The organism is Catellatospora sp. TT07R-123 (assembly GCF_018327705.1).
GTDB lineage: Bacteria > Actinomycetota > Actinomycetes > Mycobacteriales > Micromonosporaceae > Catellatospora.
In genome coordinates, this window is record NZ_BNEM01000001.1 from 583,976 (window position 1) to 608,460 (window position 24,485).

General features: G+C 70.6%; 24 protein-coding genes. 11 read left to right on the top strand and 13 right to left on the bottom strand.

Going from position 1 to position 24,485, the window contains the following annotated elements; genetic code table 11:
• Positions 1–29 precede the first annotated feature (29 nt).
• Positions 30–935 carry an NAD(P)H-binding protein gene (locus Cs7R123_RS02445; RefSeq protein WP_212823104.1) on the bottom strand — a complete coding sequence of 302 codons (906 nt, stop codon included), beginning with the start codon at positions 933–935 and terminating at the stop codon, positions 30–32.
• 83 nt (positions 936–1,018) lie between these two features.
• Complete coding sequence (locus Cs7R123_RS02450; RefSeq protein ID WP_212823106.1) at positions 1,019–1,489, bottom strand: VOC family protein; 471 nt, start codon at positions 1,487–1,489, stop codon at positions 1,019–1,021.
• Positions 1,490–1,702: 213 nt separating this feature from the next.
• Between Cs7R123_RS02450 and Cs7R123_RS02455 the strand changes: the two genes are divergently transcribed.
• The 4 genes from Cs7R123_RS02455 to Cs7R123_RS02470 all read left to right on the top strand — a co-directional run bounded on the left by Cs7R123_RS02455 (position 1,703) and on the right by Cs7R123_RS02470 (position 7,415).
• A complete protein-coding gene (locus Cs7R123_RS02455; protein ID WP_212823107.1) occupies positions 1,703–2,149 on the top strand; it encodes a MarR family winged helix-turn-helix transcriptional regulator in 447 nt (148 codons plus the stop codon).
• A 69-nt stretch (positions 2,150–2,218) separates the two neighbouring features.
• Complete coding sequence (locus Cs7R123_RS02460; RefSeq protein WP_212823108.1) at positions 2,219–2,599, top strand: hypothetical protein; 381 nt, start codon at positions 2,219–2,221, stop codon at positions 2,597–2,599.
• Positions 2,600–2,794: 195 nt separating this feature from the next.
• The gene (locus Cs7R123_RS02465; protein WP_212823109.1) at positions 2,795–3,883 is read left to right on the top strand and encodes a cytochrome P450; all 1,089 of its coding nucleotides are present in this window, start codon (positions 2,795–2,797) and stop codon (positions 3,881–3,883) included.
• A 100-nt stretch (positions 3,884–3,983) separates the two neighbouring features.
• Positions 3,984–7,415 (top strand): ThuA domain-containing protein, encoded by a 3,432-nt coding sequence (locus tag Cs7R123_RS02470; protein ID WP_244871554.1) that lies wholly within the window; start codon positions 3,984–3,986, stop codon positions 7,413–7,415.
• Positions 7,416–7,488: 73 nt separating this feature from the next.
• Here the strand turns inward: Cs7R123_RS02470 and Cs7R123_RS02475 are convergent, their stop codons facing one another.
• Positions 7,489–7,806, bottom strand: a complete 318-nt coding sequence (locus Cs7R123_RS02475) for a hypothetical protein (protein ID WP_212823110.1) — start codon at positions 7,804–7,806, stop codon at positions 7,489–7,491.
• Positions 7,807–8,064: 258 nt separating this feature from the next.
• Positions 8,065–9,255 (bottom strand): RCC1 domain-containing protein, encoded by a 1,191-nt coding sequence (locus Cs7R123_RS02480; protein WP_212823111.1) that lies wholly within the window; start codon positions 9,253–9,255, stop codon positions 8,065–8,067.
• 174 nt (positions 9,256–9,429) lie between these two features.
• On the opposite strand from Cs7R123_RS02480, the gene Cs7R123_RS02485 reads away from it, so the two are divergent.
• From Cs7R123_RS02485 to Cs7R123_RS02500, 4 genes are read left to right on the top strand one after another with little or no spacing between them, the layout of a single operon-like run.
• Positions 9,430–10,155, top strand: a complete 726-nt coding sequence (locus Cs7R123_RS02485; protein WP_212823112.1) for an NUDIX domain-containing protein — start codon at positions 9,430–9,432, stop codon at positions 10,153–10,155.
• The gene (locus Cs7R123_RS02490; protein ID WP_212823114.1) at positions 10,155–11,138 is read left to right on the top strand and encodes a lipopolysaccharide kinase InaA family protein; all 984 of its coding nucleotides are present in this window, start codon (positions 10,155–10,157) and stop codon (positions 11,136–11,138) included. Before Cs7R123_RS02485 ends, Cs7R123_RS02490 begins: the two co-directional genes overlap by 1 nt.
• Before the next feature lie 10 nt (positions 11,139–11,148).
• Complete coding sequence (locus tag Cs7R123_RS02495) at positions 11,149–12,114, top strand: hypothetical protein (protein WP_212823116.1); 966 nt, start codon at positions 11,149–11,151, stop codon at positions 12,112–12,114.
• Positions 12,111–13,337 carry an adenylosuccinate synthetase gene (locus Cs7R123_RS02500; protein WP_212823118.1) on the top strand — a complete coding sequence of 409 codons (1,227 nt, stop codon included), beginning with the start codon at positions 12,111–12,113 and terminating at the stop codon, positions 13,335–13,337. Before Cs7R123_RS02495 ends, Cs7R123_RS02500 begins: the two co-directional genes overlap by 4 nt.
• Before the next feature lie 20 nt (positions 13,338–13,357).
• Here Cs7R123_RS02500 and Cs7R123_RS02505 read toward each other — a convergent pair whose 3' ends face one another.
• Entirely contained in the window at positions 13,358–13,690 is a 333-nt protein-coding gene (locus Cs7R123_RS02505) for a YciI family protein (protein ID WP_212823120.1), read from the bottom strand.
• 227 nt (positions 13,691–13,917) lie between these two features.
• Positions 13,918–14,319, bottom strand: a complete 402-nt coding sequence (locus Cs7R123_RS02510; RefSeq protein WP_212823122.1) for a TIGR03618 family F420-dependent PPOX class oxidoreductase — start codon at positions 14,317–14,319, stop codon at positions 13,918–13,920.
• A gap of 505 nt (positions 14,320–14,824) precedes the next feature.
• Here Cs7R123_RS02510 and Cs7R123_RS02515 point away from each other — a divergent pair.
• Positions 14,825–15,574, top strand: coding sequence for an SDR family oxidoreductase (locus tag Cs7R123_RS02515; RefSeq protein WP_212823124.1), 750 nt, complete (start codon positions 14,825–14,827; stop codon positions 15,572–15,574).
• Positions 15,575–15,754: 180 nt separating this feature from the next.
• Here the strand turns inward: Cs7R123_RS02515 and Cs7R123_RS02520 are convergent, their stop codons facing one another.
• The 3 genes from Cs7R123_RS02520 to Cs7R123_RS02530 form a co-directional block, all read right to left on the bottom strand.
• Complete coding sequence (locus Cs7R123_RS02520; protein ID WP_212823126.1) at positions 15,755–16,174, bottom strand: STAS domain-containing protein; 420 nt, start codon at positions 16,172–16,174, stop codon at positions 15,755–15,757.
• Positions 16,175–16,242: 68 nt separating this feature from the next.
• Complete coding sequence (locus tag Cs7R123_RS02525; RefSeq protein WP_244871555.1) at positions 16,243–17,424, bottom strand: DEAD/DEAH box helicase; 1,182 nt, start codon at positions 17,422–17,424, stop codon at positions 16,243–16,245.
• Positions 17,425–17,762: 338 nt separating this feature from the next.
• Positions 17,763–17,966 (bottom strand): cold-shock protein, encoded by a 204-nt coding sequence (locus tag Cs7R123_RS02530; protein WP_212823128.1) that lies wholly within the window; start codon positions 17,964–17,966, stop codon positions 17,763–17,765.
• 376 nt (positions 17,967–18,342) lie between these two features.
• Here Cs7R123_RS02530 and Cs7R123_RS02535 point away from each other — a divergent pair, with 376 nt between their 5' ends.
• Positions 18,343–19,647 carry an EAL domain-containing protein gene (locus tag Cs7R123_RS02535; RefSeq protein ID WP_280517268.1) on the top strand — a complete coding sequence of 435 codons (1,305 nt, stop codon included), beginning with the start codon at positions 18,343–18,345 and terminating at the stop codon, positions 19,645–19,647.
• Between the two features lie 214 nt (positions 19,648–19,861).
• Here Cs7R123_RS02535 and Cs7R123_RS02540 read toward each other — a convergent pair whose 3' ends face one another.
• Complete coding sequence (locus Cs7R123_RS02540; RefSeq protein ID WP_212823132.1) at positions 19,862–22,144, bottom strand: discoidin domain-containing protein; 2,283 nt, start codon at positions 22,142–22,144, stop codon at positions 19,862–19,864.
• Positions 22,145–22,214: 70 nt separating this feature from the next.
• Between Cs7R123_RS02540 and Cs7R123_RS02545 the strand changes: the two genes are divergently transcribed.
• The gene (locus Cs7R123_RS02545) at positions 22,215–22,502 is read left to right on the top strand and encodes a catalase-related domain-containing protein (RefSeq protein ID WP_244871556.1); all 288 of its coding nucleotides are present in this window, start codon (positions 22,215–22,217) and stop codon (positions 22,500–22,502) included.
• A 253-nt stretch (positions 22,503–22,755) separates the two neighbouring features.
• Here Cs7R123_RS02545 and Cs7R123_RS02550 read toward each other — a convergent pair whose 3' ends face one another.
• The 3 genes from Cs7R123_RS02550 to Cs7R123_RS02560 form a co-directional block, all read right to left on the bottom strand.
• A complete protein-coding gene (locus Cs7R123_RS02550; RefSeq protein ID WP_280517269.1) occupies positions 22,756–23,274 on the bottom strand; it encodes an inorganic diphosphatase in 519 nt (172 codons plus the stop codon).
• Positions 23,275–23,381: 107 nt separating this feature from the next.
• Positions 23,382–23,957: an alkaline shock response membrane anchor protein AmaP gene (gene amaP, locus Cs7R123_RS02555; RefSeq protein ID WP_212823134.1), complete on the bottom strand. Its 576-nt coding sequence runs from the start codon at positions 23,955–23,957 to the stop codon at positions 23,382–23,384.
• Entirely contained in the window at positions 23,954–24,484 is a 531-nt protein-coding gene (locus Cs7R123_RS02560) for a DUF6286 domain-containing protein (protein WP_212823135.1), read from the bottom strand. Before Cs7R123_RS02560 ends, amaP begins: the two co-directional genes overlap by 4 nt.
• Between the last annotated feature and the right edge of the window lies 1 nt (position 24,485).

The following is a 24,485-nucleotide window of genomic DNA, read 5'->3' on the forward strand; positions in this document are numbered from 1 at the left end:
CTACGTGGATTCTTGAGCGTCGTCGCGTCTCAGCCGAGGTAGAACTCCCTGCGGGCCGCGACGAATGCCTCGATCGTCTGGGCCGGCAGACCTGTGACCCGTGCGACGTCGTCGGAGGTGCGGTCGTAGCGGTTCTCGCGGTGCAGGCGGGCCATGGTGGCGATGTGCTCCTCGGTGTGCGGCGGCAGCCCGGCCTTGGCCAGGACCTCGGTTCGCCACCAGGCGAGGGGGACGTCGGTGTACGTCACCGGGCGGCCCAGCGCTCTGGAGAACTGCTCGGCAAGCTCGGTCAGGTCGACCGAGCTGGGCCCGGTCAGCTCATAGACGTGGCCGACGTGACCTGAAGGGTCGCGAAGGACGGTGGCGACCACTCTCGCGACGTCGTCCACGGCGACCGGCGAGGTGCGACCCGTTCCGAACGGCAGCGCGATCGTGCCGTTCTTCCTGATCGACTGCGCGGCCAGGGTGGTGAACAGCGGATTGTCGAGGAACGAGGTCGGCCGGATGTGGACCACGGGCAGGCCCGACCAGTTGAACACCTGCTCGGCCAGCCAGTGCAGCCGCTGCTGGTGCGACTCGGCGGTGCTGGTGGCGGTCATCTGGGACACCGTCATCTGGGACATGTCCACCAGGCAGTCCAGCCCGCCGTACTCGCGTGCGACGCTGGCCACGACGGTCGCGGCCAGCAGGTGGTCGGGCGAGACCGGCATGGCGAAGTAGAGGCGCCTGGCGCCGTCGACGGCGGGCGCGACGGTCTCGGGCCGGGTCAGGTCGCCGAGGACGACCTCCGCCCCGAGCGTACGCAGCTGCGCGGCCCGGTCGTCGTCGCGGCGGACCATCGCGCGGACCGGCACGTCCCGCGCGCGCAGCAGTTCGACCACCGCGCGTCCCACCCCGCCGGCGTTGGCGACAAGGACGAGTTCACTGTCAGCCATCAGTTGACCTCCTGAGTCAATGCAATCGAAGCTCAAACGGACGGGCGGGCTGTCGCAGTTCGGCGGTCTGCCCGTCCAACCTGTCAACGGCCGGGAGCGCGTTTCGCGACCTCCTGGAGCACCCAGCCGTTGCCGTCGGGGTCGCGGAACGTGCTGAAGGAGCCGTAACTGGCACGATCAGGGCGCGGTCCGGGGACCCTCGCCTGGTCGGCGTGGTGGACGACGGCTCCGCGATCGTGGCCGTGATAGAAGATCCCGCCCGCGTCGTGGAACACCTCGCCCACCTGGATGCCGCGCGCGAGGAGTTCCGCACGCGCCTGCTCGATGTCGGGGACGACGAGGTACAGGCCCTGTACGGAGCCTGGTGCGGCCGAGGTGAGGCCCTGGCCGAAGATGATCGAGCAGGCGGATCCGGGCGGGGTGAGGTGCACCGCGCGCCAGTCGTCGCCTACCGCCCGGTCGAGGTCCAGGCGGAACCCCGCCGTCTCGTAGAAGGCCTTGGCCCGATCGACGTCGGAGACCGGCAGCACGATGAGTTCGAGCTTCAGATTCATGATCCTTCTTCCTGGCGCCGGGCATCCGGCTTTCGGTCGGCCGTTTCCGCAGTTCGGAAGCCTGGCCGAGGTGATACGAGCATATGCTCATATTTTCGGCGTCGACAAGGTGCCTCCGGTCACCCTCGGACAGCCGAGCCCCCCGCGACGATCGCGCCCGAGGGATCGGCGCAGCTGCTCCTATCCTTGAACCCGGACCCGGAGGAGGCGAGGATGACCGAGGCGGCGAACGTCGAACTCTGCAACAACCTGGCGCTGCGCAAGGCAGCCCGCTACCTCGGTTCGACCTACGACAAGGCGCTCGCGCCGGTGGGTCTGCGCGCCACCCAGTTCAGCATCCTGCAGAAGCTCAGCGAGCGCGAAGAGATGACGATCGGCGGACTCGCCGACACGATCGCCATGGACCGCACGACCATGGCCACGAACCTGAAGCCGCTCGTCCGGGAACGCCTGGTGACCGTCGAGCCGTCCGCCGCCGACCGCCGCGCCCGCATCGTGAAGATCACTCCGGACGGGCTCGCCCGCATGAGAGCCGGCCTGCCGCTGTGGCAGGAGGTCCAGGCGCGGTTCGAGGGCGCATTCGGCGCCGCCGACGCGGCACGGTTGCGCACGTCCCTCGAAGCCGTCCTGCACACCGGCTTCCAGCCCTGGGCCGAGTGAACGCCGACAACAGCCCCGGCCGCTTCCCCACGTGGCATACGGTGGCGGAGGAGGCACAGCGTGACGTACATGGGCAACCCTTACTACCCGTTGTGGCTGGACAACCTGGCCGACGACGTCACCCTGGAGGGCGCGGCCATGCAGGGCGTCCTGCACGGCGCGCAGGCCGTCCGCACGCTCGTGGTCGCCGCCCGTGAGCTGTACGCGAACCAGGAGTTCAGCTTCGTCGGCGATTACGGCGACAACGGGTTCATCGAGGATTACTCCTGCCAGATCCGCGGGGAGCCCACCAGCGTCGTGGTCACCATCGCCCGTGACAGCGCCGGGCGAGCCGAGCGAATCGTGGTGAACCACCGGCCACGCAGTTCGGTGCTGCTCTTCGCCCGCCTGATGGGCGAGCGGTTCGCCGGCACCCCCATCGGCGAACACTTCATCACCGATCAGCCCTGACCGGGTGTCCCAGCGCCAGATCACCATGTCCGTCAAGAACCTCAGCGGGGTCACCTGCTCCCGATCGCGCATACCGATCACGATGACCCGCACGTCACGCTCTAATGTGGTGCCGGGTTGCGCCTGCCCGTCTCACCTGGCCGCTTTCCGGCGGCTGCGCGGGTGGTCTGCTCACCCGCGGAACGGGGGGACCAGATGGCACAGCAGCGCACCCTGGGTGACGGCGACAGCGTGTGGACCGTGTCCGGGTACGACCAGGTGCGTGATGCGCTCGGCGATCCGCGGCTGTCGCTGGACAAGGCGAACGCCACCAACTACACCGGGTTGCGGCTGCCTGCCGTGTTCGGCCGGAACCTGCTCAACATGGATCCGCCGGACCACACCCGGATCAGGGCGCTGGTCGGTCAGGCGTTCACTCCACGCACCGTCGACAAGCTGCGCCCGTTCATCGAGAACACCGCGGCGGAGCTCGCGGCGACGCTGGCCGACGGCGCGGACCTGATCGGCTTCTACGCCGCGCCGCTGTCGCTGACCGTCATCGGCGAGCTGCTGGGAGTGCCCGGCGAGGCACGGTCCCGGTTCAGGTCCTGGACGTCCACGCTGCTCGCGCCCAAGGACCGGGCCGATGCCGCCCACGCCATGGGGGCCATGCAGGACTTCCTGACCGACCTCGTCCACCGCCTCCGCGAAGAGCCTGCGGAAGGCCTGCTGAGCGAACTGGTCGAGGCCCACGACCACGGTGACCGGCTCTCCGAGGACGAACTGGTCAGCCTGGCGTTCCTGCTGCTGTGGGCGGGCTACGAGAACACGGTGAACCTCATCGGCAACACCGTCCATGCGCTGCTGACCCACCCGCGCCAGCTGGCGGACGTGCGCGCCGACCCCGGCCTGATCCCGGCGGCTGTCGAGGAGACGCTGCGCTGGAACGCGCCGGCGCCCTCGGCGATCCGCCGCTTCCCGATGGAGGACGTCGACCTCGACGGTACGACGATTCCGGCGGGCGCCACCGTGCTGCTGTCCCTGGCCGACGCCGGACGCGATCCGGACCGGTATGCCGACGCCGAGGACTACCTGCTCCACCGCACCGACGGCGGGAACCTCTCGCTCGGGCGCGGCATCCACTACTGCGTGGGCGCGCCGCTGGCGCGGCTGGAGGCGGAGGTCGCCGTCAGCGTGCTGCTCGACGCCGCACCGGGTCTGGCTCTGGCCGTACCCGAAGTCGAGCTGCGCTGGACGGGTGGACACCGCACCCGCGGCCTGCTCCAGCTGCCGGTCACTCTGTGATCTCCGTTGCCACATTGGCTGATTTCAATTTATGATGTGACTCTTCGGCGAACCGTACGCGTTCCACCTGCCCGCCCGTCCCCTGTCAGGGAGCGCCCGCATGCGTCGCCGCCGAAGCATCCTGCCCGCCATCGTCGCCATAGCCGCCCTGGTGCTGTCCACCTCGGTGGCCGCGCCCGCGTCCGCCGCACCCCGCTTCCGGGTGCTGGTCTTCTCGAAGGTCACGAACTTCTACCACGACTCGATCCCGGCCGGCGTCGCCGCCGTCCAGCAGCTCGGGGCCGCGTACAACTTCGAGGTCGAGGCGACCGTCGACGCCGCCGCGTTCACCGACGCCAACCTCGCCCGGTTCGACGCGCTGATCTTCAACAACACCAACTCGACCCCCGCGTCCGGGGCTCTGCTCGACGCGTCGCAGCGGCTCGCGCTGCAGAACTTCATCCGCGCCGGCGGCGGCTGGGCGGGACTGCACGCGGCGTCGGCCAGCGAGCGCGACTGGGCCTGGTACGACGGCCTGGTCGGCACGATCTTCGACAACCATCCGGACTTCACCGCGACCGGCGGGGTCTACCCGGGGCGGATCAAGGTGCTGGACCACGCGCACCCGTCCACTCGCAACCTGCCTGAGCTGTGGGAACGCAGCGAGGAATGGTACAACTGGATCACCAACCCGACCGGCCGGGTGCACACCCTCGCGCAGATCAAGGTCCGTGACGGCATCTCCGGCCTGGACGAGGGCGTCGATCATGCGTACTCGTGGTGCCAGAACTACGACGGCGGCCGGTCCTGGTTCACCGCGGGCGGGCACAGCAGTTCCGCGTTCAGCGAGCCGCTGTTCCTCGACCACCTGCGCTGGGGCATCGAGTGGGCCGCCGGCGCGGTCGCGGGCGACTGCAGCGCCACCCAGAACGGGCAGTTCCAGCGCGTGCCACTGGTCAACGCGGACCTGGCCGACCCGTTCGAGCTGGCCGTCGCGCCCGACCGGCGGGTGTTCTACATCCAGCGCACCGGTGCGGTGAAGGTGATCGACCAGGCCACCCTCGCGGTGACGACCCTGATCGACTTCGCGTACACCCCGGCCCAGACCAGCCAGTCCGACGGCCTGCTCGGGCTGACGCTGGACAACAACTTCGCCACCAACAACTGGCTGTACCTGCTGTGGTCGGACCGGACCCTCAACCAGCTGAACCTGTCCCGGTTCACCGTCACCGGCTCCACGATCGCGCTCAGCTCCGAGAAACGGCTGCTCGCCATACCGACGCTGCGCGGGGAGGCGCGGGCCAACTCGCACATGGGCGGCTCCATCGCCATGGGCAGGGACGGCAATCTGTACGCCGCGATCGGCGACAACACCGACCCGTTCGAGTCCAGCGGCTTCACCCCGATCGACGAGCGGGCCGGGCGGCGGGCGTACGACGCCCAGGGCACCGCCGGCAACACCAACGACCTGCGCGGCAAGCTCCTGCGCATCCGGCCGCAGGCCGACGGCACCTACACCGTGCCCGCCGGCAACCTGTTCGCGCCGGGCACGGCCAAGACCAGGGCCGAGGTGTACGCCATGGGCTTCCGCAACCCGTTCCGGATCACGGTCGACCCGCTGTCCAACGCCGTCCTGGTCGCCGACTACGGCCCTGACGCCACAGCCGCCGTCGCCAACCGCGGCCCGGAGGGCACTGTCGAGTTCAACCGGGTCACCAGCGCCGGCAACTACGGCTGGCCGTACTGCATCGGCAACAACATCGCCTTCAACGACTACGACTTCGCCACCGGGGTCTCCGGGGCGAAGTTCAACTGCGCCGCCCCGGTCAACAACTCCCCCAACAACACCGGCCTGACCGCCCTGCCCGCCGCCCGCGGCGCGCTCGTCTGGTACGCCTACTCCGCCTCGGCACAGTTCCCCGAGCTCGGCACCGGCGGCGGCGGCCCGATGAGCGGCCCGGTCTACGACTACGACCCGGCCAACCCCCGGATCTCGAAGTTCCCCGAGTACTTCGAGGGCAAGTGGATCGTCTACGAGCTGACCCGGCAGTGGTGGAAGACGCTGTCGCTGCACCAGACGGCGCAGACGTTCACCGACCCGCGGTTCGGCCCCACCACCGTCGGCTCGTTGCAGTCCGTCAACGGGATCTTCGCGGGCATGAGCTGGGTCCAGCCGTTCGAGGCCGAGTTCGGCCCGGACGGATCGCTGTACGTCATCGACTTCGGGGCCGGGTCCGGCAGCGGGCGCGGCGGTTCCAACGAGGGCGCCGGCATCTACCGGATCGACTATGTGGCCAACGGCGTGCCGCCCACCGCGAAGATCACCGCGAGCCGGGACAACGGGCCCGCTCCGCTGGCGGTCGCCTTCTCCAGCGCCGGATCGGCCGGGGCGACCTCCTACGCGTGGGACTTCGACGGCAACGGCACCGTCGACTCGACCGCCGCCAGCCCGTCGTACACCTACACCTCCCGGGGCCGGTTCAACGCCCGGTTGATCGTCACCGGCGCGGGCGGGCTGACGGCCGTCGCCAGCACCGAGATCACCGTGGGCAACACCCGCCCGGTCGTGACGATCAACGTGCCGCAGGGCGGGTTCTTCGAGTTCGGCGACCGCATCCCGTACACGGTCACGGTCACCGATCCGGAGGACACCACCGTCGACTGCAACCGGGTGGTGGTGCAGACGCTGCTCGGCCACGACTCGCACGCGCACCCGATGGACAACTACATCGGCTGCTCCGGCACGCTGGTCACCGAGTCCGGCGGCGGCGACGGCCACGGGCCCGGCGCCGACCTGTTCACCCTGATCAGCGCCCAGTACACCGACGCCGGCGCGACCGGCGCGCCCGCACTGGTCGGCTCGGTGCAGGTCGAGTTGCAGCCGCGGAGCATGGAGGCCGAACACTTCGACGCCTCGTCCGGGGTCACCGTGCTCGACCGGGCCACCGCGCAGGCCGGGCGCAGGCTCGGCGACATCGACGACGGGGACTGGATCAACATCGGCCCGGTCAACCTGCAGAACATCGGCGGGGTCGTGGTCGGAGCCAGCTCCGGGGGCACCGGCGGCACGATCGAGTTCCGCAACGGCTCCCCCACCGGCCCGCTGCTGGGCACGGCGACCATCCCGGTCACCGGCAGCTACGACAACGTGGTGTCGCCGACGGTCGCGCTGACCAACCCGGGCGGCACGTTCACGCTCTACCTGAGGTTCGTCAAGACCGGGCAGACCGGCGATCCGGACATCATGGCGCTGGACTGGCTGCGCTTCAACGGCCGCGGCGTGAAGGCCGAGACGGGCGCGACACTGACGGCCACGGGCACACCCACCACCGGTACGGGGCCGCTGACCGTCGCCTTCAACAGCACCGCGACCGCGCCGCCCGGGCGCACGATCGTGGACCGCGAGTGGCGCTTCGGCGACAACAGCGCCACGGTGCACGCGGCCTCGGCCAGCCACGTGTACACCCGCAAGGGCGTCTACACCGCATGGCTGACGCTGACCGACAGCGTCGGCGCGACCCACTCCAGCAGCGTGGTGATCACCGTGAACTGACGCACCACCCGTAGCGCCACGCGACGTGACAGAGCCGGTCGCCTCCTCGATCGGCTCTGTCACCAGCCCTGTCTCAGCCCGGGGCCGAAGTGCTCTGCCGACATCCCGGGAGGTGTCCGGTCACCGAGCCGGGGCGGCCGGTCTGGGGCAGGCCCTCCCACCAGTCGAGGTCGACGCTCACATCGCCGTCGGGCCGCAGGCCGCGGCAGAAGCCGTCCAGGTCGAAGTCGGCGACCGGGCCGCGTTCGGCGCGCTCGATGAACTCATCCGGCAGCCGCACGCGGTGGTCCTCGACATAGTGCGCCAGGCCCTCGGGCCAGATGAACTCTCCGTCGGTCTGCTCGGCGGAGCCGTTGCCGCAGCCGCACAGCCGGCACAGGGACACGCCCATGGTGAGCACGAATCGCGGCCCGGATCGGAGATAGGCCGCGACCCGGCGCTGTTGCGTGTCGTCAGCGCCGAGATCCACGAAGCGGCAGACGTCCGGCATGCCCGACCACGCCCACGGTCCGTCCCAGTACCCGATCCGTCGTGCGATCCTTCCCGCCGCAACGGAGTCTCCGTCTGCCCGCACCAGTCCTGTCATCGGCCGATACTGGCACAGGGGCGAACGGGCTGCACCCGTCCGGTCGACGTGGTCGCGGCGATGTCAGCCCGCGGCCAGGGCGAACCCGTTTCCGGCGACGACCGCGGCGACGGCGTCCAGGCTCGTCTGGATCGTGACCGGCAGCGCGCGGCCGGTGGTGCTGCCGTCGCCGAGCTGGCCGGTGTCGTCGCGGCCCCACGCGTGTACGACGTGGTCATCGCCGCGCGACAGCGCGTAGCTGGTGTCGAACCCGGCCGCGACCGCGCGTGCCCCTGCCAGCCGCCGCACCGTGACCGGACGATCGCGCACGCCGCCGAAGACGCCGACGCCCAGCTCGCCGGCGGAGTTGTCGCCCCAGGACCGGACGGTGCCGTCCTTGCGCAGCGCCAGGCTGTGCCGCAACCCGGTGGCGATCGCCGCCACCCCCGTCAGCCCCTCCACCGGAGCGGGCAGCGGCGACGGCGTCTGACTGACCGTGCCCCGGCCTAGCTGGCCGAAGTTGTTCGCGCCCCAGGACAGCACGGTGCCGTCGCGCCGCAGCGCCAGCACGTGACCGCTGCCCGCCGCGATGGTGCGTACGCCGTGCAGCCCCCGTACCGGCGTCGGGTGCGGGTCGTCCGTGCCGAACGTGCCGTTGCCGAGCACCCCCGCGCTGTTGTTGCCCCAGGCCAGCACCGTACCGTCGGCCAGCATCGCCATGGAGTAGCTGTCCCGGGCGAAGATCGCCCGGACCTTCGTCAGCCCGGGCACGCGCACCGGGGTGAGCTGCGGGTTCGGGTCGATGACGCCGAGGCCGAGCTGGCCGCTGCTGTTGTCGCCCCAGGCCCAGACGGTGCCGTCGCGGCGCAGCGCCAGCGCGTGGACGGCGCCGGCCGCGACCGCGGTGACCTCGTCGAGTCCGGTCACGACGCCCGGGGTGGAGTGGTCGGTCTCGGTGCCGTCGCCCAGCGGGCCGCGCTCGTTGTCGCCCCAGGCTCGTAGCGTGCCATTGGCCAGCAGCGCGATGCCGTACCCGGTGCCCGCGCCGAGCTGCGCGACCGACAGCAGGCCCGTCACGGCTACCGGTGTCTGCCGCGGCTGCGTGGTGCCGTCGCCGAGCCGGCCGTCCAGGTTGCTCCCCCACGCCACCGCCGGGTGCGGTGTGAAGCCGTGTCGCGGCGCAGCCGCCGCCTGGTCGGCGGCGCCGAGCGGCGAGACCAGGATCGTGCCGAGCAGTGCCGCACCGGCCAGTCGGCGTGTGAGCGTCGTGTCCATCTTCACCCCGCGTGTTATGGAATCTTTTGTACCGGTGGGTCGCCGACGGATGTCGCCGACACGCCTGGACGTGGCAGGTCAGCCCGTATGGATCCGCCGGCGATTGACAGCGGCCACGCCTCGGCCTACAGTCATTCTCAGTTCGAGTTAATCTCAGATCGATAAGGACATGGCATGGTCACCGAGCGCGAGTTCCTCGACGGCTACGACCCGCGGGCCTACCCGGCGGTCGCGGTCACCGTCGACGTCGTCACGCTCACCATCCGCGACGGCGTCCTGCACGTGCTGCTCGTCGAACGCGGCGAGCAGCCCCAGGCCGGCCGCCTCGCGCTGCCGGGCGGCTTCGTCCGCGAGGAGACACTCGACCAGGCGGCCCTGCGCGAGCTCGCCGAGGAGACAGCGATTCTTCCCCGCGTCCACCTGGAGCAGCTCGCGACGTTCGGCGACCCGGGCCGCGATCCGCGCATGCGGGTGGTGTCGGTCGCCTACCTCGCCTTCGCGCCGCACCTGCCCGATCCGACCGTCGGCGGTGACGCCGCCGCGGCCCGCTGGGTCCCCGTCGGCGCCGCGACCGGCCTCGCGTTCGACCACGACGCGATCCTCGCCGCAGGCCTCGAACGTGCCCGCGCCAAAATCGAATACACGCCGCTGGCGACCGCGTTCGTGGGCGAGGAGTTCACGATCGCGCAGCTGCGCGGCGTGTACATGGCGGTCTGGGGCGAGGAGCCGCACGCAGGCAACTTCCACCGCAAAGCGCTGTCCGTGCCGGGTTTCATCGCCGACACCGGCGCCACGACCCAGCGCGGCGGCGAACGCGGCGGCCCCCGCTCCAAGCTCTACCGGGCGGGCGACGCCCGCATCCTGCACCCGGCGCTGCTGCGGCCCTCGCAGGAGCGGTGATGAGCGGCTTCGACGACGCGGTCACCCGGGTGATGGCCGCACGCGTGCCCGGCGACCTGTTCGGCGGCGGCGACAGCGGACGCGCATACCGGATGCTCGCCAAGGCCCTGCACCCGGATGCCGCACCGGCCGGCTCGGCCGCGACCGCGACGCGCGCCTTCACCCGGCTCTCGGACCTGTGGGCGGCGCACCACGACGACACGACGATGGTCACCCACCGCGGCACCTATCGCGTCGGGCCGCTGCGGTACACGGGCGACCTCGCCGACCTGTACACCGTCGACGACGGCACGGCGCTGCTGAAGCTGCCCCGCCACCCCGCCGACAGCGACCTGATGAGCCGCGAGGCACGCGCCCTGGCCCGGCTGCGGGACCACGGCGAGGCGCGCCACCACGCGTACGCCCCGCGGCTGATCGAGTCGTTCACGCACCGCGACCCCGCCGGCGGCACCCGCCGCACCGCGACGGTCCTCGCCCACCAGGACGGGTTCGTGAACCTGGCCCGGGTGAAGCAGTCCCACCCCGACGGGGTCGACCCGCGTGACGCGGCATGGATGTGGCGGCGGCTGCTGGTCGCCGTCGGGTACGCCCACCGCGCCGGTGTCGTCCACGGCGCCGTCGTCCCCGACCACGTGCTGATCCACCCGGGCGAGCACGGCCTCGTCCTCGTCGACTGGTGCTACAGCACCACCGAACCCGGCCAGACCGTCCCGGCGCTCGCCGGCGGGTACCGCGACCTCTACCCACCGGAGGTCACCGGCAAGCGCCCCGCCGGGCCGGCGACCGACGTCCACCTCGCCACCCGGTGCATGACCTGGCTCATGGGCGACCGGACACCGCCGGCCCTGGCCCGGTTCGCCCGCGGCTGCACCCTGCCCGACCCGAACACCCGCCCGCACGACGCGTGGCGGCTGCTCGCCGAACTCGACGAGCTGCTCGAAACGCTCTACGGGCCCCGCGCCTACCGGCCCTTCACCCTGTAAGGAGCAGATCATGGGAAGCGGACGATGGTCCACCGACGTCTACGCCGCCGCGGCGGGCTACCGCTCGGCAACCGGCACGAGCGCGTTCGCCTACAGCGACTCCGGCGCGCGCACCGTGCACGACGCCCTCAACCCGCACGGTGTCACGGTGCGGGAGAGCCGCGACAGCGACCAGCACCCGCGGTCGACGCCGATCGCGATCCTGTTCGATGTGACCGGGTCGATGGGCTCGGTGCCGCGCGTGCTGCAGACCAAACTGCCGGAACTGTTCGGCCTGCTGATCCGCAAGGGCTACTGCACCGACCCGCAGATCCTGTTCGGCGCGATCGGTGACGCCACCTGCGACCGGGCGCCGCTGCAGATCGGGCAGTTCGAGTCCGACAACCGCACCGACGACGACCTCGGCCGGATCCTGCTCGAAGGCGGTGGCGGCGGGCAGCGCACCGAGTCCTACGAACTCGCCATGTACTTCATGGCCCGCCACACCGCGCTCGACGCCGTCGCCCGCGGCCGGCGCGGCTACCTGTTCATCATCGGCGACGAGATGGCCTACCGGCAGGTCAAGCCCGGCGAGGTGCGCAAGGTCATCGGCGACACGATCGGCGAACCGATCAGCACCGAGGCGATCGTCGCGGAGTTGCAGCGCAGCTACGACGTGTACTTCATCATGCCCGCCCAGGCGAGCTACACCGGCGACGCCCAGATCCTCGGATTCTGGCGCGGGCTGCTCGGCCAGAACGTCATCGAACTCGACGACCTCGACGCCGTCTGCGAGACCATCGCCCTCACCGTCGGACTCGGCGAGGACGCCACCGACCTGGACTCGGGCCTGGTCGACCTCACCGAGGCCGGGTCGGCGGCCAGCCCGACCGTCGGCAAGGCACTCGCCCCGCTGGGCAGGACCCGCGGCGCGCTGGTGCGCTCCGCGCTTCCCATCGGTTTCGGGGACCGGGCCACGCCGGTGACCCGGCTGTGACCGAACCCCGCCACGTCATCGTCGTCGACCTCGGCTACGGCGACGCCGGCAAGGGCACCATCGTGGACTGGCTCTGCGCGACCCGGCCGGTGAGCACCGTGATCCGGTTCAACGGGGGCGCGCAGGCCGCCCACAACGTGGTGACGCCCGACGGGCGTCACCACACCTTCGCCCAGTTCGGCTCCGGCACCCTGCACGGCGTACGCACCCACCTGTCCCGGTTCATGATGGTCGACCCGCTGGCGCTGGCCGCCGAGGCCGGACACCTCGTGCAACTGGGCGTGGCCGCGCCGTTCGAGCTGCTGACCGTCGACCGGCGGGCCCTGCTGACGACGCCGTGGCACCGGGCCGCCAACCGCCGCCGGGAAACCGCACGCGGCGGCGACCGGCACGGGTCGTGCGGCATGGGCGTCGGCGAGACCGCGGCGTTCGCGCTGGCCCACCCCGACCTCGCCGTACGCGCCGGCGACACCGACTCCCCGGTCGCGCTGGTGCGCAAGCTGGCGGCGGTCCGGGACGCGCTCACCGCCGAACTCGGCCCCCTCGACGCGCCGCCGGTCGCCGCCGTCGCCGAAACCTTCCAGGCGTTCGGGACCGCGGTCCGGCTCGTCTCCTCGTCCCGGCAGGCGCTGTCCGGCCCTTGCGTCTTCGAAGGGGCCCAGGGCGTGCTGCTGGACGAATGGCGCGGCTGGCACCCGTACACCACCTGGTCCACCACCACCTTCGACAACGCCGAGACGCTGCTGGCCGAGGACGGCGACAGCGACGCCCTGCGCCTGGGCGTCGTACGCACCTACACCACCCGCCACGGCGCCGGACCTCTGGTCACCGAGGATCCGCAGCTCACGGCGGCGCTTCCGGAGCGGCACAACGGCCACGGACCGTGGCAGGGCGCATGGCGGGCCGGACACTTCGACGCCGTGGCCCACCGCTACGCCGTCGAGGTCTGCGGCGGCGTCGACGCGCTCGCCGTCACCCACACCGACGCGGCAGAACACCACGCGCTGAAGATGTGCCTGTCGTACGGACGACTGGACCGGATCGCGCCCGGCGAGCGCGGCGACCTGGCGTACCAGGAGAAGCTCACCCAGACGTTGAGCACCGCCACCCCGGTCTACACCGGGCTCGGCGATGTCGCGGAAGTGCTCGGCGTTCCGGTCGCGGTCACCTCGTCCGGCCCGACCTGCGCAGACAAGAAGCAGTGGGCCACGCGGTCGCGGTGACCTGCCGCATCGTCGGCGGCCTACTCCGGCTCGTGCAGCGGCCACACCTCGACGACTCCGTGCGCGATCGCGCACGGAGTCGCGGACACGGCTTCGATCGCCTCGTCCATCGAAGCGGCCTCGATGAGGGCGAACCCGGCCACCGGCAGTGCCGCGGACAGGAACGGACCCTGCTCGACGACCACGCCGGCGGCATCATGGTTTCTCACCTGAACGGGCGGGCCGGCGATCCCCGACTCGGCACCGGCCTCCCGCAGCCGCACCTCATGGGCATGCGCCCGATCGCGCAGCGCAGCGGCGGTCCGGTCGTATCCGGCCTGGTCGCCGTATCCGATGGTCACGAACTTCGCCATGGCGGGATCCTTCCGCGGCTGGGGTCACCAGGCGGTGACACATACCAGATCACCGGTCAGGCGGGCGGCGAAACCTGCGGAGCGGCGCATACGCCGTCGGACCGGGTCGTCGGTGTCGCCCGCCGTACCCGGGTGAGCGGTACTCCCCTGCACCCGCGTTCCACAGCACCCGGTTGAAGTTGGCGCCCCAGTCCTGCCGGCCACTGGAGCGGGCGCGGTGCCTCATGTCATGGTCGGGCAGCAGTCAAATCAGCCGAGCCCATCACACGATCAATGGTCACGACGACGACCACCCGGTTCGGGTTCGGTCTGGGCTCGCGATATCTGGCGGTGTAGCGGGCGACCGCGTCGGCTACCGCCGCGTGGTCAGTCTGCACTACGGCTCGGCCTTCCAGGGTCAGCCAGCTGGCACCGTCGACCTGGCACAGCGCCGCGTAGCCTTCACCTCTGATGTTGGCAACCTTTCGGCTCGAGCCGTCGCAGATGACCCGGGCGACATGCTCATCGGCGTCGTAGGTGAATCCCACCGGCACCACGTGCGGGCTTCTGTCGGCGCGCAAGGTCGTCAACGTGGCCAGGTGCCGCCGTTCGACGAAATCCAGTGCCGCCGGGGTCAAGCGTGTCGTCATCACCCGCCCGCCTTCCTGCTGGCCGTGTTCGCGCCGCCCAGCTGCGCAGAATCGTTATCACGTTATACCGATGAGCGCTCAGCGGCCTGGAGGACGGCGCTACGGACCCGCGCGCCTCACGCGGGCGGATGAGCAGCCGGGCGGCGACCGCATCGGCACAAATGGCGGCAAGCATGAAGTCGCTGTCGGGTCCGCTGCCGAGGGTTACCTGCCGAGAACATGTGCATCGTGTCGCCCTACAAGGTCTCGCGAGTGTGGCCGGTGGGACTGCACCCCTCAGGCAATCCCACCGGCCGGGCTCGAACTGCCGCAACCCCTCGCGGCAGCGACCCCTCACATGCCATAACGCCGCGGACGGCGATGGGAAGCGGGCGTCGGCCCGATCGCCTGGGATCCGCCACCAGCGCGAAGTTGGCGATATGACGGGTCGCCGCCGGGAAGTTGTGGGATCAATGGGGGAGGCAAGCGGCGCCGGCAGCCGACCCGGCGATGCGAGGAGGCAGTCGTGGGACAGCTTGACGGTAAGACGGCGGTCGTCACCGGCGGCAGCACCGGCATAGGCCTGGCAGCCGCGAAACGGCTGGCCGAGCATGGGGCGCACGTCTTCATCATGGGTCGGCGTCCCGCACAGGTGGACGCGGCGGTGACCGCAATCGGTGACAGTGCCACCGGTATCACCGGCGACGTCACCTCAGACGCCGACCTTGACCGGCTCTACGATGCCGTACGTGCCCGCGGCCGCGGGCTTGACGTGGTGTTCGCCAATGCGGGCGGCGGCGAGTTCGCACCATTGGAGCAGGTCACGGCGCAGCACTTCGACACCACGTTCGGCCTGAACGTCAAAGCGCTGCTGTTCACCGTGCAGAAGGCGTTGCCGCTGCTCAACGACCCAGCCTCGGTGATCCTCACCGGCTCCACGGCCGGGTCGGCCGGTCAGCCGTCGTTCGGCGTATACGGGGCGTCGAAAGCAGCGGTCCGGTCGCTGGCCCGGACGTGGGCCGTGGAACTCAAGGACCGGGGCGTACGCGTCAACACCCTGAGCCCCGGCCCGATCGAGACACCCGGTCTGAGCGGGCTGGCCGCCGGTGAGCAGCAGGCGCGGCAGCTCAGACAGGCGCTGATCGCCCAGGTTCCGCTGGGCCGGATGGGGCGGACCGAGGAGGTGGCCGACGCGGTGCTGTTCCTGGCATCCGGGCAGTCCAGCTTCATCACAGGCGCCGAACTGTTCGTCGACGGGGGCATGAACCAGGTCTGACCTGGGCCAGGAACAGGTCCACCATGGGCGGCCCGCCGCGGACACGCGTCGGCACTCATCGATTGCAGCGCCGGACGGCGCGTCACCGGGTGGGCCGGATCAGGCAGCCCTGCCCGACGGAGACGCGCCGCCGACCTGTCGGCTACTGAAGCCGATCCGGCGCAGCAATCTGTTGTGACGTCACGGTCGTGCCGGACGTGGGCGTGCCGACGACGGCTGACGCCTGCGGGGGCGGTGTCGGGTGGGGGCCGATGCCAGCGCCTCAGCGGCACAACCCAGTGGCACCGGCTGCGCGAGCAGGTGTCCGACGCCGCACAGTCCGATGGTGGCGGCGACCGCGCGCGACGGGTTGACGACAGAGAAGGGGAGGCGGTGTCGGGCTGCCTGGCGGCGGCAGCCGATCACCGCCGCGATCCCGGCGGCGTCGATGAACGTGACCGCGGACATGTCCATGGCCAGACTCGCGGCGGTGCGGGTGCGCAGCAACGCAGTGGTCACCTTGCCGAGCAGGTACGCGGTGGCGAGGTCGACCTCGCCCGCCACCAGCAGGCGTAGTTCTCCGGCGTGTACGCGCAGGCGGATGCGCAGTTCCTCTGGCATGACGACACCGCGTGTGGTGGCCGGTTCCGCTGTATTGGGGCTGGCTGTCCTGCGCCGCATCGGCGTGTTCAGCGTGGTCTCCGGTTGCGGCGGGCTCGGCGGGCCGGCTGCGCCGGGTCGGGGACGGAGGGACGGAAGGCGGGCAGCACGGCCGGGATGCCCGACGGCGTGCGCGCTCCGGTGATGCGGGTCAGCTCGTGGCCGTCGGGGCCCACCGACGTCGTCCGGGCTTTGACGCCGGCGGCGGCCAGCAGGCGGGTGGTGTCGCGGCGCTCGTGGTCGACGACGAGGGTGACGACGGTGCCGCTGCGCCCGGCGCGGGCGGTGCGGCCGCCGCGGTGCAGGTAGTCCTTGGCGTCGTTGGGCGGGTCGTAGTTGACGACGAGGTCGAGGTCGTCGATGTGGATGCCGCGGGCGGCCAGGTCGGTGGCGATCAGAGCGTTGACCGCGCCGGACTTGAACTGCTCGAGGATGCGGGTGCGCTGCGGCTGGCTCTTGCCGCCGTGCAGGGAGGCCGCGGTGACGCCGCTGGCCAGCAGCCGGTCGGCTACGCGGTCGGCGCGGTGCTTGGTCTTGACGAACATGATGACCCGGCCGTCGCGGGCGCCGATGCGTGCGGTGGCTGCGTCCTTGTCGGCGGCGTCGACATGCAGCAGGTGGTGGTCCATCGTGGTGACCGCACCGGCGGGCGGGTCGACCGAGTGCCGGGCCGGGTCGGTCAGGAAGCGGCGGATCAGCCGGTCGACGTCGCCGTCCAGGGTGGCGGAGAACAGCATCCGCTGCCCGTCCGGCGCGGTCGCGGCCAGCAGCGCTGTGACCTGGGGAAGGAAGCCCATGTCGGCCATCTGGTCGGCCTCGTCGAGCACGGTGATCTCGACCCGGTCGAGCTTGCAGTCGCCGCGTTCGAGCAGGTCGTTGAGGCGGCCGGGGGTGGCGATGACGATTTCGGCGCCGGAGCGCAGCTGGTCGCTCTGCCGGCCCAGGGACAAACCGCCGACGACGGTGACGATGCGCAGGCTCAGCGCTTTGGCGTACGGGGCCAGCGCGGCGCTGACCTGGGCTGCCAGTTCCCGGGTGGGGAGGAGCACCAGGCCCAGCGGGCGGCGGGCCGCGGCCCGGCGGCCCGCCAGACGGGTCAGCATCGGCAGCCCGAAGGCGAGTGTCTTGCCCGAGCCGGTACGCGCACGGCCGAGCAGGTCACGCCCGGCGACTGCGTCGGGAACGGCGCGGGCCTGGATCGGTGTCGGCACGGTCAACCCTTGCGCGGCCAGGATGTCGATCAGCGCCGGATGCAGGGCCAGTTTCGCGAAGCTTTCCGCGTCTGGTCCAGTGGGCGGTCGTACCGGAGTGGGCACCGCCACGGCCGGCGTCTGCGAGGGCCGGCGCCTGCGGCGAACGGTCCGGAGAGGTACAGCTGTAGTCAAATTGGAGCCTTTCGAAAGTCGGTGTGCAGCGCGGCAGCCCTCGACCCGTTTCGGGTCGGGCGACCGGCGGCGACTCGGTGGTGGCAACGCCCGGCCGGTCCGTGAATCGAATCGCGGCGCCGGGGACTGCCCATTCGCAGGCCACGACGGACGTCGCGGTCGGCTCAGACGAGGCGTACGGCCTCGGCCTGCGGGCCCTTCGGGCCCTGCACGACGTCGAACTCAACGCGCTCGTTCTCGCGCAGCTCGCGGTAGCCGTCGATCTGGATGACCGAGTGGTGGACGAAGACGTCAGCGGTGCCGCCGTCGACGGTGATGAAGCCGAAGCCCTTGTCGGCATTGAACCATTTCACGGTGCCGAATGCCATGTGTGCTCCTTGAGGCAGGGGACCGCGCGCGCCGCGAGGCCCCGATGGGCCGTCTCGAGCAGCGGTAACCGCGGTAATCCGGGAGGAGAACCGACCCCGGAGAATGCCCCGGCGAGGTGGAAGGACCACAAACAGGAAACTGTCTCTTTACCATACACGCCCGGCGCGGTTATTGGAGGCACGCCGTCCCCGCAGCGGCTCGTCCGGACGCCGACAGCCACATTTGGCGCCGACCGCTGCAAAACGATACATTTGATCCGCAAGGCTCGCTCAGCGCCGGGCGTCGTCTCGACCTTCACGGGTAACGTAAGGGCTGCTCGGGCGCATCGAGCGCTGCGATCCGGCGGCGCGAGCACCGCAAGTCGTCGATCTTGGGATGTGGCGTGTGCACAGAGCCCTGGGGACGCAGCCGGACTCGGCCGGGTGGGCAGCCGGCCCGGCAGATTTCGAAGACCTTCTCGGCTGCCGTGCCGTTCAGCCTGTCTTCCAGCCCGTGGTCACGATCGCCGACGGGCGGGTCGCGGGATATGAGGCCCTCATTCGCGGCCCGGTCGGCACGGCCTTCCACTCCCCCGAAGTCCTGTTCCGCACCGCCGCGCAGCTGGGCCGCACCGCAGAACTCGACTGGATCGCGCGCTGCTCGGCGTTCCAGCACGCCCTGGACGCACACCTGCCCGCCTATCTGCCGCTGTTCGTCAACGTCGAGCCGGTGTCGATGCGTGCCGCCTGCCCGACGGATCTGACCGATCTGAACGAGCGGGCCTACCGAGAACTCCAGGTGGTAGTCGAGATCACCGAACGGCAGCTCGACCGCGATCCCGCGGCGCTGGTCGCCTCCATCGCGGGGCTGCGTGCCCGGTCGGCCCGCATAGCCCTCGACGACGTCGGGTCCAACCCCGCGACCCTCGCCACGCTGCCCCTGATCTCGCCGGAAGTGATCAAACTGGATCGCACCGTCGTGCAGGAGCGCACCACCGGCCGGGTCTCCCGCGTGGTCAACGCCGCACTGGCCGAGGCCGAACGCACCGGCGCGGTCATCCTCGCCGAGGGCATCGAGACCGAACGGCACCTCGCCGTCGCCTCCTCCATGGGCGCGACCTTCGGCCAGGGCTGGTACTTCGGTCGGCCTGGCGCGCTGCCCGGCCATTTCCCCGGCCCGGGCCGGCCGCTCCCCCGGCTTGCGGTGAGCGGCGACGGGCCGAGCACTCCGTTCGAACACGCCCGCCAGCACCGGACCGCCCGGCCCACCACCAAGGAACTGCTGATCCCCCTCAGCAGGCACATAGAGAGCCAGAGCCTCTCGCGCGAATCGGCCGTGCTGCTGTCTACTTTCCAGGACCTGCGGTACTTCCGGCAGGCCGAGGACCGCTACCGCAGGCTGGCGGGCCACGCGTTCCTGGTCGCCGCGTTCGGCGCGAACATGCCTGCCGAACCCTCACCCGGCGTACGCGGTGCCGCGCTGTCCGCCACCGATCCGCTCCTGCGCGAGTGGAACGTCATCGTGATCGGCACCTACTTCGCGTGCGCCCTGTTCGCCAGAGACCGCGGCCATCTGGGCACCAGCGAGGGCGGCCGAGAGTTCGACGTCATCGTCAGCTACGACCGCGACCTCGTGATCGACGCCGCACGCACCCTCGTGCCAAGGCTGCGTCCGATCGCCGAGAGCCCGCCGCTGGCGTAGGCACCGGCGACGGCGAGCGCCTCGCGCCTGATCACCGGCTTCGGCACGGCCCTGGGCAGGGAGCTGCGGCCCAGCCGCGCGGCCACCCCGAGCAGCGGCGCCGTGCAGACGATCACCGACACCACCGCGAGCCCGGAGGCGATTGCGCAACTTTCGGCCGCGGGCCTACGCGTCATGCAGGTCTGATCCCGTCGTGCCGGACGGGGAACCGACGTCAGACGGCGTATGCCTCTACCTCGTAGAGGCTGTAGCCCCACTGGGTGGCTCGTTGCGTGCCGTAGACGCGCAGGTAGCGGCCGCTGGCGGTGAGCCCGGTGAGGTCGTCGGCGCCGCCGTCGCCGGTGCTCGTCGAGTAGGCGGTGGTCCACGTGGTGCCGTCGTTGGAGGTCTGGATCTGGTACGACCTGCCGTACGCGGTCTCCCAGCGCAGGATGATGTGTTTGACGGTCTGCGTGGCACCAAGGTCGATCTGGATCCAACTGGGATCCGCATAGGCTGACGACCACCGCGTGGACGTGTCTCCGTCTACCGCGTAGGAGCCCGGGAAGTCGGCCGTCTCCGTGGACGAGACCGTGACCGGCCGGTTGCGGGCGAGGTTGGGGGTGCCCGGATAGACCTCGAACTCATAGAGCGAGTAGCCATAGGTCGTGCCCCGTGCGGTGCCGTACATCCTGACGTAGCGGCCGCTGCCCGCCAGGCCGGTGAGATCGTCGACGCCGCCGTCGCCCGTGGTGGTGGAGTAGACGGTGGTCCAGGCGGAGCCGTCGTTGGAGGTCTGGATCTGGTACGCCCTGCCGTATGCGGTCTCCCAGCGCAGGATCACCCGTCCGATCGAGACTGTCGAGCCCAGGTCGACCTGGATCCAACTGGGATCGGCATAGGCTGACGACCAGCGGGTAGCCCCGTCACCGTCGACGGCCGCGCTGCTGGGGAAGGACGGGGTCTCCGTCGAGGAGGCCGTGACCGGCCGGTTGAGCGCGAGGTCGCCGGGGAGGCTGACGGTCGGCCAGCCGGGAGAGTGGCCGATGGTGTCGGCGATGGTCGTGAACGAGGAGTAGGCGGCGACGAGCTTCGGCGAGCCCCAGGTCTGCTGGGCGAGGACGCGCAGCGGGTAGCGGATGCCGGCCGCGACCTGTTCCTCGGTCTCGGCATTCGGGTTGTCGCACCAGACGTGGATGTTGGTGCCAAGATTCCTCGTGCCGTCGGAGATCGTGTTGCCGCCCTGGAAGAGGTCAGGGCTCCAGGTCTCGTAGCCCCACTGGCTGTTGGGCTTCGACCCGCCGAGCACATAGTAGGTCGGGTCCCAGGACTCGTTGGCGACGAGGTGCCCGGCGGCGACGAGCTGGGCCGGCGTGAGTCCGTAGTTGTACCAGTATTCGACGATGATGTTCGCGGCCGGGCTGAGGGTGCCGTCGCCGGACTTGATGCCGTCGTTCCACATCCGCATCGTCTTGCCGCCGGTCCGGACGAGGCCGTTCGCCCAGTTGATGTAGCCGTAGTAGGTGTCCTTCGCGGTCGCGCCGGACCCGTAGTGCGCGCGGGCATAAGTGAGCAGCTGCGGGTACTGAGCGTAGTCGGTGACGTACTCGTCTGCGCCGAGGTGCCAGTACGGCGCGGGGAACAGCGGCAGGTACTCGTTGATCAGATCGCCGATGAGGGTGTAGGACCCGGCCAGCGACAGGTCGATGAAGGAGTTGCTGGCGGTGCCGGACGAGTTCTTGAGCTTCAGCTCGGGGTGGGCGGCGAGGATCGCGTCCATGTGTCCCGGGGTGTCGATCTCCGGCACGATCGTCACGTGGTATTTCTGACCCAGCGCCACCAGGCTGCCGATCTCCGCCTTCGTGTAGTGCTGGGTCGAGACGACCTCCGGGTGAGTGGCGGATTCGAGGCGGAAGCCGAAGTTGTCCGACAGATGAAGGTGCAAGTAGTTCATCCGCAGGTAGGCCAGCTCGCGGATGTGGTTGCGCACCCAGGCGACGGTGAAGAACTTGCGGCCCTGATCGATCATCAGGCCGCGTTCGGGCTTGACCGGCCAGTCCTTCGCGGTGCCGGCGGGGACGCTCGCGGATTGGCGCAGCAGTTGCAGCACGGTACGCGTGCCGTAGAAGGCCCCGACGTCGGTACGGGCCGAGATGCCGATCGTGGCTCCGACGGTCATCGTGTAACCCTCGGCGTTGGCGTCGGCGCCGCCGAGGGTGAGGTAGATGTCACCGGTGACCGGGCTGCTGCTCTGGATCATCGAGACGGTCCTGCCCTGGTCTGTCGACAGGTCGTCGGCGAGAGTCTGTCCCTCGTCGGCGAGCTGGCCAGCGTAGGCGAGGTTCACCACGACCCGGCTCGTAGAGGTGAACGTGTAGCTGCCGGAGCCCACCGTCCACTGCTGCAGCGCGGGGATCGTCTGCGGCGAGGCGGCGGCCGCTGCCGGTGCGGGCACGGTGAGGGTGGCGGCGACGGCAAAGACCGCCGTAAGCAGGCCTGACGCGCGACAGGGGGTCATGTGAAGCGGTCCCTTCGGTCGGCCGGGCATAGGCCCACGACAACACTCACAAACCTCGATGTCAATATCTGTGGCGCCGGGCATCGGCCGTTGCCGTCCGGATGGCACAGATCCGCACAAAGCGCAGCGCACCTGCGCGTCATCCTCGGCGATCCGGCCGCACGGGCAGAAAAGCGGTCTGGCAGGAGTCCTTCGGCCATGCCAGACCGGCAAGGAACGCAAATGGTCGGAGACCTTCGCCGACCGCTACTCCCAGGCCACCCTGTTCTGGAACAGCATGGCCGCGTGGGAGAAGGAGCACATCATCACCGCGTACCGGTTCGAACTCGGCGAGGTGGAACAACCGCACATCCACTGATGTTCGAACACCTCAACCAGATCGACCATCAGCTGGCCGTGGCCGTGGCCGCGGGTAATCGGTGTCGCGTCCCCGGCGGCGGGGCCGGCCAACCACGGACTGGTCGACGGGGCCGTGACGACTACCGACGGAGCGGCAATTCCGGTGACCCGGGCCGTGAACACGGTGGCATCGGTGCTGTACGACGCCGTCGTGGTCGCCGACGGACAGGCCGCACCCGCGGCACCATCCGTGCTACGGACCCGCGGCTTCTTCAGCGTACTTCTTCCTGCGCGTCATCTCGGGCCTCGGCGGTGGCCATGCGTGCCCGCGCCTGAACGACCTCCCGTTCCGCCTCCATCCGCCCAGCCCAGACGCCGTGCTCGGCGTCGACGCTCTTTCCGGGCTCCAGGTCTGTATAGATCTCGAAGAAGTGCTGGATTTCCATCCGGTGGTAGGGCTCAAGGTCGTCGATGTCGGCGAGATGAGCGAGGCGAAGATCCGCGATGGGCACGCACAGGACCTTGAAATCGGGGCGTCCCGCATCGCGCATGCGGAACATGCCGATCGCCCGGCAGCCGATGACGCAGCCGGGAAAGGTCGGCTCCTGGACCAGCACCAGCGCATCCAGCCGGTCGCCGTCCTCGCCGAGGGTGTCCTCGATGAAACCGTAGTCGGCCGGATACTGCGTCGAGGTGAACAGCGTCCGATCCAACCGGATTCGGCCCGTGGCGCGCTCCATGCGGTACTTGTTGCGGGTCCCGCGAGGAATCTCGACCGTCACGTCGAACACTTGCCCACCGCGCCCCGCGGCGGCCTCCGGCGGATGCCGCCCCGACCGCGCCGGGAAAGCCGGGAAAAGCGAACTGGTCAACTACCTGCCCCCACGTCTGGCGGTCCTCAAACCACCCGGCCCGGTCGGCGGCCGGTGTCGAGGTCCACGCGCACGGGCAGGTCCGGCCGGCCCAGTACGCGGCGGGCGTCTGCCAGAGCCCCCTGTTCGATCCGGTCGCACAGGGGCGCGAGCCTGCCCGGGGCGGAGGTCCGCACCCCGACAGCCATGATCGGCTTCTGCGGTTCGCCGAGGAGGCGGACCTTCGCCGAGGCGACTCCGCGGTACGCCTCGATCTGGTCCCGCACGGCTTCCTCCAGGGCGGGTCCGGCCAGCGTCGTGTGCTCGCCGGTGTCCGGTTCGGTGCGCAACGCCACCGTACGCAGCCGGTCGGTGGCGAGCAGCACCGCGAGCATCCACTTCACGGCCAGCACCAGCACTACGACAGCACCGGCCACCACGACCGGCCACAGCCAGCGGCTGTTGTCGGCGGCGTACCGGCTCACCGGACTGTCGGCGAGGACCCGGTCGCGCAGCGACCAGCCCAGGGCGTCGGTGTGGGCCAGCAGGCCCACAACCCCGGCAGCCAGCAGCAGCGTTCCGACGGCGAGCAGCGCGATGCGGTTGAAGCGGTCCACGTTCATGATCCCCTCCGGGACAACCTCACCGTGAGCCGGGGCTGGCGACGCAGGCGCAGTCGGTCGAGCCTTTCCCGCACCGCGGCGCTCACCTGGCCGGCCAGCGCGGACCGGTCGGCCACGTGGGCGCCGGCGCGCACAGAGATCCGGGTCCGCCCGACCTTGACCCGTTCCGGGACGACTCCGTCGACCTCCTGGACAGCCGCGGTCACGTCCCGGGCGAGAGTGCGGCGGCTTATCGCCGCGTCGGTGGCCGGGTCCGCGGTGTCGATAGGCAGCCGCCGGACCCTGGCCGGCCACAGCTGTGCGAGCACGAGCGCGGCACCTGAAGCGAGGAGCAGCAGGCTGACGGCGAGCGCCTGCCGGTCGCCCCAGGCGGTGCGCCGCACCCACCCGGCCGCGGCGGGCCAGTCGACCAGCAGCGGGCCCTTGCCGATCAGCACGGCGACGGCCTCGACGATGACAAGAGCCGCCGCAGCGGCCAGGGCCAGGCCGGTGATCAGGGCGAGCAGGCGGTTGACGAGCCTTCTCATG

Bases quoted from the DNA above. Each gene is read 5' to 3' on its own strand.
- Cs7R123_RS02490 (WP_212823114.1), top strand. From the start codon at position 10,155: ATGAGCGGCTTCGACGACGCGGTCACCCGGGTGATGGCCGCACGCGTG.
- amaP (WP_212823134.1), bottom strand. From the start codon at position 23,957: ATGAACGTGGACCGCTTCAACCGCATCGCGCTGCTCGCCGTCGGAACG.
- Cs7R123_RS02465 (WP_212823109.1), top strand. From the start codon at position 2,795: ATGGCACAGCAGCGCACCCTGGGTGACGGCGACAGCGTGTGGACCGTG.
- Cs7R123_RS02535 (WP_280517268.1), top strand. From the start codon at position 18,343: ATGTGGCGTGTGCACAGAGCCCTGGGGACGCAGCCGGACTCGGCCGGG.
- Cs7R123_RS02470 (WP_244871554.1), top strand. From the start codon at position 3,984: ATGCGTCGCCGCCGAAGCATCCTGCCCGCCATCGTCGCCATAGCCGCC.
- Cs7R123_RS02530 (WP_212823128.1), bottom strand. From the start codon at position 17,966: ATGGCATTCGGCACCGTGAAATGGTTCAATGCCGACAAGGGCTTCGGC.
- Cs7R123_RS02520 (WP_212823126.1), bottom strand. From the start codon at position 16,174: ATGCCAGAGGAACTGCGCATCCGCCTGCGCGTACACGCCGGAGAACTA.
- Cs7R123_RS02455 (WP_212823107.1), top strand. From the start codon at position 1,703: ATGACCGAGGCGGCGAACGTCGAACTCTGCAACAACCTGGCGCTGCGC.
- Cs7R123_RS02505 (WP_212823120.1), bottom strand. From the start codon at position 13,690: ATGGCGAAGTTCGTGACCATCGGATACGGCGACCAGGCCGGATACGAC.
- Cs7R123_RS02450 (WP_212823106.1), bottom strand. From the start codon at position 1,489: ATGAATCTGAAGCTCGAACTCATCGTGCTGCCGGTCTCCGACGTCGAT.
- Cs7R123_RS02480 (WP_212823111.1), bottom strand. From the start codon at position 9,255: ATGGACACGACGCTCACACGCCGACTGGCCGGTGCGGCACTGCTCGGC.
- Cs7R123_RS02475 (WP_212823110.1), bottom strand. From the start codon at position 7,806: ATGGGCGTGTCCCTGTGCCGGCTGTGCGGCTGCGGCAACGGCTCCGCC.
- Cs7R123_RS02460 (WP_212823108.1), top strand. From the start codon at position 2,219: ATGGGCAACCCTTACTACCCGTTGTGGCTGGACAACCTGGCCGACGAC.
- Cs7R123_RS02445 (WP_212823104.1), bottom strand. From the start codon at position 935: ATGGCTGACAGTGAACTCGTCCTTGTCGCCAACGCCGGCGGGGTGGGA.
- Cs7R123_RS02495 (WP_212823116.1), top strand. From the start codon at position 11,149: ATGGGAAGCGGACGATGGTCCACCGACGTCTACGCCGCCGCGGCGGGC.
- Cs7R123_RS02560 (WP_212823135.1), bottom strand. From the start codon at position 24,484: ATGAGAAGGCTCGTCAACCGCCTGCTCGCCCTGATCACCGGCCTGGCC.
- Cs7R123_RS02485 (WP_212823112.1), top strand. From the start codon at position 9,430: ATGGTCACCGAGCGCGAGTTCCTCGACGGCTACGACCCGCGGGCCTAC.
- Cs7R123_RS02510 (WP_212823122.1), bottom strand. From the start codon at position 14,319: ATGACGACACGCTTGACCCCGGCGGCACTGGATTTCGTCGAACGGCGG.
- Cs7R123_RS02540 (WP_212823132.1), bottom strand. From the start codon at position 22,144: ATGACCCCCTGTCGCGCGTCAGGCCTGCTTACGGCGGTCTTTGCCGTC.